The 11,956-nt window shown below is 69.3% G+C and carries 9 protein-coding genes; 1 reads left to right on the top strand and 8 read right to left on the bottom strand.

Annotated features, from left to right (window positions below; genetic code table 11):
- Nucleotides 1-30: 30 nt before the first annotated feature.
- The 6 genes from LIV37_RS48775 to LIV37_RS48750 all read right to left on the bottom strand — a co-directional run bounded on the left by LIV37_RS48775 (nucleotide 31) and on the right by LIV37_RS48750 (nucleotide 8,724).
- Complete coding sequence (locus tag LIV37_RS48775) at nucleotides 31-468, bottom strand: cupin domain-containing protein (protein ID WP_020874480.1); 438 nt, start codon at nucleotides 466-468, stop codon at nucleotides 31-33.
- Between the two features lie 30 nt (nucleotides 469-498).
- Nucleotides 499-2,466, bottom strand: a complete 1,968-nt coding sequence (locus LIV37_RS48770; protein ID WP_020874479.1) for a pyridoxal phosphate-dependent aminotransferase — start codon at nucleotides 2,464-2,466, stop codon at nucleotides 499-501.
- 22 nt (nucleotides 2,467-2,488) lie between these two features.
- Entirely contained in the window at nucleotides 2,489-3,445 is a 957-nt protein-coding gene (locus tag LIV37_RS48765) for an NAD-dependent epimerase/dehydratase family protein (RefSeq protein WP_121826702.1), read from the bottom strand.
- Between the two features lie 43 nt (nucleotides 3,446-3,488).
- On the bottom strand, nucleotides 3,489-6,227 hold the full coding sequence (locus tag LIV37_RS48760; RefSeq protein ID WP_121826484.1) for a non-ribosomal peptide synthetase: 2,739 nt from the start codon (nucleotides 6,225-6,227) through the stop codon (nucleotides 3,489-3,491).
- A 253-nt stretch (nucleotides 6,228-6,480) separates the two neighbouring features.
- Complete coding sequence (locus LIV37_RS48755) at nucleotides 6,481-7,650, bottom strand: ATP-grasp domain-containing protein (protein ID WP_020874476.1); 1,170 nt, start codon at nucleotides 7,648-7,650, stop codon at nucleotides 6,481-6,483.
- A gap of 306 nt (nucleotides 7,651-7,956) precedes the next feature.
- On the bottom strand, nucleotides 7,957-8,724 hold the full coding sequence (locus LIV37_RS48750; RefSeq protein ID WP_020874475.1) for an SDR family NAD(P)-dependent oxidoreductase: 768 nt from the start codon (nucleotides 8,722-8,724) through the stop codon (nucleotides 7,957-7,959).
- A gap of 152 nt (nucleotides 8,725-8,876) precedes the next feature.
- Between LIV37_RS48750 and LIV37_RS48745 the strand changes: the two genes are divergently transcribed.
- Entirely contained in the window at nucleotides 8,877-9,728 is an 852-nt protein-coding gene (locus LIV37_RS48745) for a helix-turn-helix transcriptional regulator (RefSeq protein ID WP_121826485.1), read from the top strand.
- Nucleotides 9,729-9,834: 106 nt separating this feature from the next.
- Here LIV37_RS48745 and gap read toward each other — a convergent pair whose 3' ends face one another.
- Nucleotides 9,835-10,833: a type I glyceraldehyde-3-phosphate dehydrogenase gene (gene gap / locus LIV37_RS48740; protein ID WP_020874473.1), complete on the bottom strand. Its 999-nt coding sequence runs from the start codon at nucleotides 10,831-10,833 to the stop codon at nucleotides 9,835-9,837.
- Nucleotides 10,834-10,966: 133 nt separating this feature from the next.
- Complete coding sequence (locus tag LIV37_RS48735; protein WP_020874472.1) at nucleotides 10,967-11,914, bottom strand: GlxA family transcriptional regulator; 948 nt, start codon at nucleotides 11,912-11,914, stop codon at nucleotides 10,967-10,969.
- Nucleotides 11,915-11,956 lie beyond the last annotated feature (42 nt).

The raw sequence follows: 11,956 nt of genomic DNA, 5'->3' as shown, positions 1-11,956 counted from the left end.
GGTGCGTGTTGCCCCGCGGGCCGGTCGTCCTCAATTCTTCGGGAGCTGAATGGGCTCGTTCCCCCCGCCCTTTGTCTCGATGGTCAGAAACGACAGAACGTCATCGCCGATGTTCTTCAGGTCATGCAGGTGATATCGCCCTTCGGGACAGCAGAAATGCTGAGACTGGCCGCGGGCATAAGAGATCTCGTGGGTGGTGCCATTGCTCGAGTGCTGGCGGGCCCGGCCGTTTGTCAGAGCTATCCAGAAGTAGTCCAGCACATGCCGATGGACGGGAATTCGCTCGCCCGGTTGAAGGTGGGTCTCCCAGATGCGCAGTGAATCGGTCTCTTTCACCAGCGTCTGGCCGATCCAGCCATGATGGGCGTTGGTGTCGAATTCCTTGTGCAGCTGCGGGCTCCAGCGAGCATAACCCTCGGCGACGACGGTGCTGGACAGCGGGATTTCGGAGTGGGAATCTTTGCCCACGAGCGGGGTCCTTTCGCTGAACGGCATGGTTCACAGGGCGGAGGAGAGCGCTTCGAGCAGGGCCGTGTTCGCGCGCCGATCGCCGATGGTGATACGGCAGGTATCGGGGATCACCCGCCCGGTGTCGGCCACGACGATGCCCGCGCCCCGGAGCTGGTCCATCACGCGCTCGTGCTTGTGCAGTCGGACGAAGAGGAAGTTGGTCTCCGAGGGGAACACCCGGGCCACCGCGGGGTGTTCGGTCAGCGCCGAGGCCATCCGGTCACGCTCGGCACGGATGCGCCGGATACCGGCGAGCACCCGCCGCACATCGGTCAGCCGGTCCCGCACGGCGTGCTGGGAGGCGTTGGTGAACCCGAAGGGCACCTGCACCCGGCGCAGTGCGTCGATGATGCCGGGCTGGGCCAGTGCGATTCCGCAGCGCGCCCCGGCGAGTCCCCATGCCTTGGAGAGGGTCCTGAGCACGATGAGGTTGTCGTGCTGGGCGATCAGCCGGGCGTACGAGGGCTTCTCGCTGAACTCGACATAGGCTTCGTCGATCACCACCAGCCCGCGGCCGTGAACCACCAGGTCGTGCACCTGCTCCGGGTCGAGTCTGGTCCCGGCGGGGTTGTTGGGGTCGCACAGGATGGTCACCCGTGGATCGGCCGCCAGGATGCGGTCGGTGTCGAGCTGGGACAGGTCGTCGCCGTGCAGCGGCACCTCGACGACGGGCAGGCGCAGGAGGTGGGCGAAGTGGCCGTAGAGCGGGAAGGTGGGTGGCGTGACGCAGACGCGCTCGCCGGGTGACGCCAGCGCCGCCAGGAGCAGCATGACGCCGTCCACCGAGCCGCTGCTGAACAGCAGGTGGTCCGCGCTCAGCGCGTCCACGCCCTCGTGGCCGGGCAATGTCGCGATCGTGGCCAGGTAGGTGCCGGCCAGCTCTGTCGTGTCGAGGTGGGGGTACTCACCCGAGGCGCCCAGGAACGGGTTGGTGTTGCTGGACAGGTCGATCGTGTCGAACCGTGGCACCTGGCGGAAGCGGGCCGGGCCCGGGACCGGCACCCCCGTGACGGGCGGAGCCGCGTACTCCGACAGCGGGTGTTCCGCTCCCGCTTCCTCCGGGGAGGCGAGGCCGGGGGCGCGCAGCCAGTGGTCGAGGGGTACGAACAGATCGGCTCCGAGGCGGCGCATGCGCGGGACGTCTCCCCGGCCGAGGTGGACCCACTCCAGGCCGGAGCGCCGGGCATGGAGGTACAGCCGGTACACGGACGCGGCGAAGAGGCCGTCCCGTGCGGCGGGGTCGTCGTGGTCAATGGCCTGTGTGAGGGAGTAGATCCCCCGGCCGTTGTGGGACGTGGTGATGAGCCCGGCCTGGACCACGGCGTCCTGTTGGCGGCGCACGAGCAGCTCGGTGCGATCCGCCAACGGGCCGTGGGCCAGGACGTCGAGGGCGTCGGCGTTGTACAGGTTGGCGTGACCGTCGTGGCGTTCGGCCTGACGCCGGTGGAGCGTGACGAAGGCGTCTCGCGCCCAGGGGCTCCCGTCGAGCTCGCTCAGCCGGATCCGCTCCCAGGTCACCCCGAGGGAGACCTCTCGGTCGCGGCGGCGGAGGCCGTCGAGCCGTTCGGCGCCGATGCGGGTCCGCAGGATCTCGTCCACTTCCCCGGTCAGCCGGACGACACACTCGCTCTGGGCGGCGACCGGAACGAGCCCTGCCGCCCGCAGCGCGCTGGTGTCGTCGCTGCGGCGCACATTAGGCACCAGGATCTGGGGCACGCCCAGTGTCTCGGCGCGGCGGACCAGTTCGTCGAGGGCGTGGCGGCTGGGGGCGGGGCTGCTCGGGTGGTACGGGGACCCGCCGCCCACCAGGGTGGGGCGCTCGACCACGGCGGCGTCCAGGGCGACGAACGCGCCCGTGCCTCGGTCTAGTCGACGCAGGGAGCACACCGGGTCCGGGGACCCCAGGGCGGCCGACAGCACATGCTGAAGCGCGTCGATATCTGCGGACCTGCGCATGCTCGTTCTCCACTCCTCGTGGTCACTGGGGTGTCCCGGCTCCGTGCGCGTCCAGGTACGCGTCGACGCGGTCGCGGTACTCCTCGAACAGGTCGGCCACAGTGCGGGCGATACCGGCCCGCCAGCCGATGGTGCAGTCGCCGATCAGGCCACGGCGGACGTCGTGGTCGAAGATGGCCGTTTCCCGGCTGTAGTCGCCGCGCTCCAGCCGCACCGGCACTCCGGTGAGCGCGGACAGGTACTCCAGCAGGTCGGTGATGCCGACCTCCTCGTCCCCGCCCCAGTTCACGACTCTCGCGGGCGCCCGCGCCACGTCCCACAGCAGCGGCACCTGGCGCACGACGTCATCGGTGTGCAGCAGATTGCAGTAGTTCTGGCCCTCGCGGGGCACCGCGCAGGGCTGCCCCTTGCGCATCTGGTTGAAGAGGATCATGGGCACGCCACCGTGGCCGTACGGGCCGTAGGCGATGTTGAGGCGGGCGATCACCGTCGGCAGCCCGAGTGTCTCGGCCAGACCGCGTGCCACCCCTTCGGCGGTGATCTTGGCGACGGGGTAGGTCGGCAGCCACGGCGCGGCCCCGCCCAGCGGATCGCTCTCCCGGTAGCGATGTGTCCGATCGGCCCGGTTGTAGACCACCCCGGACGAGACGTACAGGAACGACTCGGCGGCGGAGCAGTGGGTCATCAGCCGTGCGGTGCCCACCGCGTTGACGCGCGCGGTGTCCTCGAAGTCCTTGCCGTCGCCCCGGTGCACCGCCGAGTGCAGCACATGGGTGAAGTCGCGCGGCAGGCCCTCCAGGTCGTCGGTGGCCATGTCCCGGACGGCGGTGTGGGCGCCCACTTCCTCCAGCGCCTTGCGGGCGTGTGGGTCGCCGAACCGGCCCAGGCACCACACCTCGTTGTCGACGGCGAGCGATTCGGCCACGGGCCTCGCGACCTGCCCGGTCCCGCCGGTGATGAGTATCTTCTTGCCTTGCATGATCGGCCGCTCCTGGTGGTGTCGGCGGTTGCCTTGCCGGTCCTCAGCCGAGCGCACGGGCCAGTTCGTGCCGCAGGGTCGCCTGGAAGGTGTGCACATGTTGCGGGCTCATCAGGGTGTAGTGCTCCCCGTCGACCTCGATATAGGTGTTGGGGTCGCGGGTGAACTCGTCCCAGTGGCTGAGCTGGTGGTCCAGCCACTCCTCCTTGGTGCCGCGCAGCGGAGTGCAGTAGAAGACCTTCACCCGCCCGACCGAACCCGACGGTTCGTAGTCGCGGCCCAGGTGCACCATGCTCTGTGCGAGGTGCACCCAGTCGGCGAACCGTTCGAGGGTGAGGTCGAGTTCGGTCAGCCGCCGCTTCGGGGCGTGGTCGATCAGATGGGCCAGCTGATCGGCCTCGGGCAGTGGGCGCAGGGTTGCGGTCAGCCGCTCGATGTCGGTGGCGTCGATGAGTTCGAGGAACAGCGCCAGGTTGATCGCGCCGTCGGTGAAGGTGATCTCGTTCATGCGGTCGGAGATCCGCGGTGGCAGGTTGAAGACGCCCACGAAGTCGACCCTGTCGCCGTCGGCTTCCAGCCGCTTGGCGATCTCGAATGCCACCGCCCCGCCGTAGGAGTACCCGGCGACGGCGTAGGGGCCGCTGGGCTGCGCCCGCCGGATGGCCTCGACGTAGGTGGACACCATGTCGCCGAACGATCCGAAGTGGGTCTCCCCCTGCCCGAATCCGCGGGCCCGCAGCGCGTAGAACGGCCGCTCGCCGGTGAAGTACTTGGCGAGGTTGACGAAGACCAGCACCTCCCCCAGACCGGGGTGTACGCAGAAGAGCGGCGTCCCGTCCCCGGTGATCTGCAGCGGCACCAGCGGATCGTAGGTGGCGTCGCCACCGGCGCCCTGCCCCGCGGCCAGGCGGCCGGCCAGGGCTCGTACGGTCGGGGCCTGGAGGAGCGTGGACATCGGCACGTCCTCGATGCCGAACGCGGCCTGGATCTCCAGCTTGAGCCGCAGCACGTCCAGTGAGGTACCGCCCAGGTCGAAGAAGCTGGCGGTGGCCGACACCGCCTCGGTGTCCAGGACGCGGGCGTAGATCTCGGCCAGTGCGGTCTCCACCTCGCCGTCCGGCGCGACATGGCCGCCGAGGAACCGGGTGCTGATCTCGTCCGACCGGCGGGCCGCCGCGTCCAGGCTCCCGTTCTCGACGGCCGCGCGCAGCCGCGACCGCTGGGTCTTGCCGAGGTTGCCACGGGGGATCTCGTCCTCGGCGACGGGGAGGATCAGCTGAGGGCGGAAGCCCCAGTGCATCACCGTGGAGCTGCGGATCGCCACGATGGCCCGGTACACCGCGATCTCGTCGGCGGGGTCGCCCGCCGGGACGAACGCGATGGCGAGCTGTTCGGTGTCGGCCCCCTCGGGCCGTATCGGGAACGCGGCGACGTGGCCGCGCTTCACCCCGTCCAGCTCGTCCAGGACCGCTTCCAGGTCGTGGCTGTAGTAGTTGACACCGCTGACGATGATGGAGTCCTTGCTGCGGCCGACCAGCGTCAACCGGCCGTCGGAGCCGAGGTGGCCCAGGTCTCCGGTGCGGAACCAGCCGTCGGCGGTGAACGCCTGCGCGGTGGCCCGCGCATCGCCGAAGTAGCCGTCGGAGACCATCGGGCCGTGCAGCTGCACCTCCCCCGGCTCGGCCGTTACGGGCCGGTCGGTGGCGGCCAGCACCGTGCCGTCGTCGTCGGTGACGCGAATCCGCAGGCCCCGCACCGGTCGGCCCAGCGGGGGGAACTCCGTCTCCAGGTCGCGGGTGGCGAAGTCGCGGTTGAACACACTGCCCGCGCAGGTCTCGGTCATCCCGAACGCGGGCACGATCACATCTCCGCGCAGTCCGTAGGGCGCGAGCGTGTCCAGGAACGCCCGTACGGTGGCGGTCACGGTTGCCTCACCGCCGGAGATGATGTGCCGCACCTGTGACAGGTCCACCTCCTGCCGCGATGCGGGCCGCCCGGCGAGTGCCTGGTTGATCTGCCCGAACAGGAAGTTGGGGGTGAACGTCACTCTCACCCGATGGGCCGTGAGCAGCCTGAGGAACTCCACGGGGTCGGCCAGCACGGTGGCCGGCACCGTCATGACCTGGGCGGCGCCGTTGAACATCGGCAGCAGATGCGCCTCGATCGCGGCGATGTGATCGACCGAGATCCAGTTCAACGAGGTGTCGTCGGGCCCGAGTTCCAGTGCGCCCGCCTTACCGGCCTGCGCCGCCAGCAGATTGGCGTGGGTGAGCCTGACCGCCTTGCTCGATCCGGTGGACCCGGAGGTGAGCATCAGCAGGGTGAGATCGTCGGGCGCGGGCACATGGAGCTGATCGGGCTCGGCCGCCGCATGGCTCAGCTCCTCGACCGTCACGGACCGCAGCCCGGCCTCGGGCAGCTCTCCATGAGCCGTCTTGGACACGATCACCAACGGGTCGCCCAGGAGCGTCCGCAGATGCTCCAGCTGGGTACGCCACCGGGAAGGGTCGGCGGGCGGTGCGATCGGGCACGGCACGGCACCGGTGAGTACGCATCCCCAGAAGGCGCGGACGAAGATCTCCGGATCACCGGCCGCGATGAGCACTCGGTCGCCCGGGGCGGTGCCGCGCTCCCGCAGTCCTTGCGCGATGCGGCAGGCGCACTCCCGCAACTCGGCGTAGGAGAGGAACGGGCCGCCGATGAACGCGATGCCTTGAGTCGTGTCGCGGGCCGCGCGCTCGAGCAACTGAGGGAGTGTCGAAGCATGACGTTGATCCGGCATGGGGGAAGTCCTCCGATCAGAAGGGACGGAAAACCATGGCGAGCAGGGCCGGGGGCGCGACGTCGCGCCGGGGAAGGGCACCGGGGCCGGGCTCTGACATCGCCGTCGACGGTGGTGCGGATCGTGGGGACGCGGCTGAACGCGGCTGGGGCGGGCGGAGCTTGGCGCCCGCGGCACATGTGATCGAGGTGGGGGCGACTGGGCCGGCGCCGGGATGTCCCGGGCCGGTGGCCCGGTGGGACCGGCCGTCAGATCAGGTGGATCCGACCTCGTTGAATCGCACGATGTCCTCGATCGTCTTCTGCAGTTTCAGCTCATCCGGGTCGGAGACGACGGCCTGTCCCACGCGGCCATACGGCCCGACCGGCGCATCAGGCGATGAATCGTAGACGATCTCATCGAAAAGGAAGTTCCGCTCAAAGTCGATCTGGGTTAAATTGCACCCGTTGGGGCGGCGCAGAAGAATGTATCCATGGAAGCGCTCCGGCCCATGCCGGCCGCCCAGGGCCCTAGTCGCCCCCTCCCCCAGCGCGAGACTGATTTCGACGTCAAAGAGATCGACGCCGTATGTCAGCTGATTGACCTGAGGGGACAGCGCCCCGGGGAGGCGGATGGCGCACTCGCCGAAGGTCAGCCCTTCTTCTGCCGTGAACGCTTCCATATGGAATACACAGTCAGGCGCGTTCAGACTGGTGAGCGCTTGCCCGGCGAGCGTCTCCATCTCATCGAACAAGACGGAATGCCGCTTCCGGTCCAGGACGTACGCGGACAGGATGCCGCCCTGTACGGCCCTGAGCGGTGAGGTGTGATAGCTGCTCATGGACGACCACTGAAGGTCGCCCTTTTCCCAGACACCGTCGAGATAGACCTCCGGAGCGTCCATGAAGGACTCGGCGACGATCTCGACATCCGACTGACCGGTGAAGGGCGTCAGGGCCTGTGCGTACTCTTCCGGGGTGCGCACGATGTTCGTACGGAGAGCGCCGGCTCCGGTCGCCGGCTTGACCACGAAGACCTCTCCCAGATCGTCGGCGAGCTCCGTGAACGACGTGCCCATGGGCACGTGACGGCAGCGCGCTCGCCTGATCCCAGGCGGCAGCATGCTCTTCTGGAGGTGCTTGTCCCGGAAGTGGAGAGCCGTCCTGGAATCGGCATTCCCGGGAAGGTTCAGCTGCTGCCGTAAGTAGGTTGCCCCGAATACGCCCATTTCATGGACGCTCAGCACCCCGGCCACTTCGTCAATGTCCGCGGACAGCACCGCTCGGAAGATTTCCTGGGCGTTCTCCATGTCGGCGACCCATGTGAATCTCCGACTCTTCGGCGGGCTCGCCGGCACCTGGACAATATAGTAAGGATCAATGCCGCGGCGCCGCAGTGCCTGATCGAGATCGCCTCTGTACCCGATAACAATCATCGCCGGCATTCTCGCCTCCCCGTTACGGCTGGCCAAAACTTGAAGAAGTCATTGCCGTACTGCCGCCCGAAATGGATTCGGGTGGACCGGTGGATCGGTGATGTCTCGCGATGAGCTACTTCGAGGCCAGCACCGAGGCATCGTTTCACAGGGATACGAAAATGTGATCCATTGATGATGCGCTTGTGACGCAAGTCACAAGTCAAGGAATGAGCACTAATGGAATTGCCCATTCCATTAGTGCTCATGGAGTGTATTCACCATTCCGGTCATATCTCGTATAGCACTACATGGAGAAATGGCGCGGGCCCCCGATCAGATCGCGGTGAAGCCGCCGTCCGCCGCGACCATCGCGCCCGTGACGAAGCTGGAGCGCGGCGAGGCGAGGAAGCAGAGCACTTCGGCGATCTCCTCGGGCTGGGCCACCCGGCCGAGCGGCTGCGCGTCGGCGAAGGACGCCAGGTACGCACGGCTGTCGGGGCGGAACGCATCGAGGAAATCCGTCTCGATGACACCCGCGGCCACGATGTTCGCCCGGATCCCCAGCGGCCCGCCTTCCACGGCGAGGACCTTCGTCAATTGGGCCAGGGCACCCTTGGAGGCGCTGTATGCGGCGCCCTCCGGCAGTGCGACGGTGCACGTGTAGGAACCCGTGCTCACGATGGCTCCGCCACCGCGCTCCTTCATGGCACGGAATGCCTCACGGGCGAAGAGGAAGGAGCCCCGGGCGTTGACCGCCAGCACGGTGTCCCAGTCCTCCACCGTCGTCTCCGTGACCGGCTTGTTGAGGGTGCGCCCGGCGTTGTTGACCAGGATGTCCAGGCCGCCGAAGGCATCGACGGCTTCCCGCACCGCGCGGTGGGCGGTCGCCTCGTCCGTGATGTCGCCGACCAGGGGGCGCACGCCCGGGAAGTCCCCGGGCAGTTCCTGCACCTCGTGGCGCCGGTCGACGGCGACGATCCGCGCGCCGCGGCGGTGCAGCAGCCGGACGGTCTCCTTGCCGACGCCGCGTGCCGCCCCGGTGACCAGGGCGATCCTGCCCGTGAACTCCGCGGAGTCGACGGAGTGAGTGGTTGTCGTCATGGTGCCGCCCTTCTTCGGTGCCGCTGCGGAAAGCGGCGGGGGTCGTCCCGCGCCACCGAGTCTGGGCGGTGCCCCATGGACCGGCCAGGACGCCCGCTGCCTGGGTGCGACACACCCAGGCAGCCGGTCGTGGCGTTTCGTAGCCTGGCGGTATGGGTGACAACGACCTTGGAGAATTCCTGCGAAGCCGCAGGTCAGGACTTCGGCCCGAAGAGGTCGGGATGGCGAGCCACGGCACCCGCCGCGTTCCCGGGCTGCGCCGTGAGGAGGTCGCGGTGCTGGCCGGTGTCAACGCCGACTACTACACCCGCCTGGAACAGGGCCGGGAGCGCCACCCCTCCGCGCAGGTGCTCGACGCGCTCAGCCGCGCGCTGCGCCTCGACGGCGACGCCCGGGACCATCTGTACCGGCTCGGCGGCACGGTGCCCGGCGAACCCGCCGCCCGCGTGCCCGACCAGGTCAGTCCCGGGTTGCGGCAGCTGATGGACGGCTATCCGCACACACCTGCCTTCGTGCTCAACCGGACCCTGGACATCCTCGCCACCAACGCGCTGGCCGACGCCCTCTACTCGCCGTTCCACCCGGCGGACAACCTGGCCCGCATGGCGTTCGCGGACCCCGCGGGGCGCGCCTTCTACCAGGACTGGGACCGGGCGGCACAGGCCACCGTCGCCAATCTGCGCCACGCGGCGGGCTACGAGCCGGACAATCCGCGCCTGCGCGGGCTGGTGAACACCCTCACCGAGGACAGCGCGGAGTTCGCGCGCCTGTGGGACAGCCACACCGTGCGCGGCAAGACCCAGGAGGCCAAGCGGTTCCTGCACCCCGACGTCGGCCCCCTCACCCTCGGCTACCAGTCGTTCGACGTACGGGAGGCCCCGGGCCAGCAACTCGTCATCTACCACGCGGAGCCCGGAAGCGGCAGCGCGGAGGCGCTGCATCTGCTCGGCTCCATCCACGCGACACGCACCCGGCCCTCCCCCCGGGGCGCGGACCGCGCCTGAACGAACGCGCGGCTCGGGCGCAGACGCCCGGTGAAGGGCCGGTGGGCCCCGGCCCCTCACGGTGGCCGGTGGTTTCCGGCCCCTCACGGCCGGTCAGTCGGGCCGCTCAGTCGCGTGCGAGCAGTTCGAGCGTGTCGATGACGCGGTTCGAGAAGCCCCACTCGTTGTCGTACCAGGCCACCACCTTGATGTGCTTTCCGTCGACGCGGGTGAGGGCGGCGTCGAAGATGGACGACGCCGGGCGGCGGGTGATGTCGCTGGAGACGAGCGGCTCGTCGGAGTAGTCGAGGACGCCCTTGAGCTTACCGTCGGCGGCGGCGCGGTAGGCCGCGAGCACCTCGTCGCGGCTGACCTCCCGGGAGACCGCGGTGTTCAGCTCCACGATCGAGCCCACCGGCACCGGTACCCGGATCGAGTCGCCCGACAGCTTGCCGTCGAGGTTCGGCAGCACCAGGCCGATGGCCTTGGCTGCCCCGGTGGTGGTGGGCACGATGTTCACCCCGGCGGCGCGGGCGCGGCGCAGGTCGCGGTGGGGGCCGTCCTGGAGGTTCTGCTCCTGGGTGTAGGCGTGCACCGTGGTCATGAAGCCGTGCTCGATCCCGGCCAGGTCGTCCAGTACGGCTGCCAGCGGGGCCAGCGCGTTCGTGGTGCACGAGGCGTTCGAGACGATCACGTGCTCGGCGGGGTCGTAGGCATCGGTGTTCACGCCGTAGGCGAGCGTGACGTCGGCACCGGCGGAGGGGGCGCTCACCAGCACGCGCCGGGCACCGGCACGGAGGTGCGCGCGGGCGGCGTCCGCCGCGGTGAAGCGGCCGGTGGACTCGAGCACGATGTCGACGCCGAGCTCGGCCCACGGCAGGTCGGCGGGCTCTCGCTCGGCGAGCACCTTGACGCGGCGGCCGTCGACGACGAGGTCGGTTCCGTCGACCTCGACGGAGCGGCCGAGGGGGCCGAGCGAGCTGTCGTACTTGAGCAGATGGGCGAGGGACTCGGGGGCCGTGAGGTCGTTGACGGCGACCACCTCGAGGTCGCTGTCGCGCTCCAGCAGGGCACGGAGGGTGTTGCGTCCGATGCGGCCGAATCCATTGATGGCGATGCGGGTCATGGAGATTCCTTTCGTTTCCGCCCCCATCGTCGGCATCCGGATCCCCGGCCGACAGCGGCATGAACGCCACCACACGCAAGGATCTCGCCACAGCCACCGCACCCCTTCACATGAACGGCGCTCGGCGGGGGTGTCAGGCCGAGAAGGTGTGGCGGTACTCCGTCGGGGAGGTGCCGAGAATGCGGTGGAAGTGCAGACGCAGATTCGCGCCGGTGCCGAGCCCGACCCGGCCGGCGATCTGCTCCACGCTCAGATCGGTGCGTTCGAGCAGCTCACGCGCCACGTCCACGCGCGCCCGGAGCACCCACTGCATCGGTGTGTAGCCGGTGTCCTCCACGAACCGCCGGGAGAAGGTGCGCGCCGACACCCGCGCGTTGCGGGCGAGCGCTTCGAGGGTCAGTGGCTCGGCGAGGTGTGCCAGGGCCCACTCCCGCGTGCTCGCGAACAGGTCGCCGAGCGGTTCGGGCACACTCCGGGGCACGTACTGTGCCTGTCCCCCGCTGCGATACGGCGCCGCCACCAGCCGTCTCGCCACGTGGTTGGAGAGCCCGACGCCGTGGTCACGGCGCACCAGGTGCAGACAGAGGTCGATGCCGGATGCCGCGCCCGCCGAGGTGAGCACGTCGCCCTCGTCCACGAACAGCACGTTCTCGTCCACCCGCACGAGCGGATGCCGTTCGGCGAGAGCCTTGGTGTAGTGCCAGTGGGTCGTCGCCCGCTTGCCGTCGAGCAGACCCGTGGCCGCCAGCGCGAACGCCCCGGTGGAGATGGCCGCGAGCCGGGTGCCACGCTCGTGGGCGGCCGTCAGCGCGCGGACGACCGCCGCCGGTGGTTCCGTGGTCGCCGGCTCCCGGTAGCCGGGGATGAAGACGGTGTCGGCGTGCTCGAACGCCTCGAGTCCCTCGGCCACGTGGTACGAGAGTCCTTCGCCACCGGTCACCGGTCCGGGCGCGGCGCCACACACCCGCAGCTCGTACGGCATGCTCGGGCGGTTGGAGAACACTTGCGCGGGGATGCCGACGTCGAGTGGCTTCGCACCGTCGAGCACGAGCACGACGACATGGTGGTTCTTCCGGCTCATCGGGCTCCTTCGGCTTCCCGCGATCGAACGGGGCCCCGCACG

This window comes from Streptomyces rapamycinicus NRRL 5491 (genome assembly GCF_024298965.1).
Taxonomy (GTDB): domain Bacteria; phylum Actinomycetota; class Actinomycetes; order Streptomycetales; family Streptomycetaceae; genus Streptomyces; species Streptomyces rapamycinicus.
This window is presented reverse-complemented; position numbering and strand designations above follow the sequence as displayed.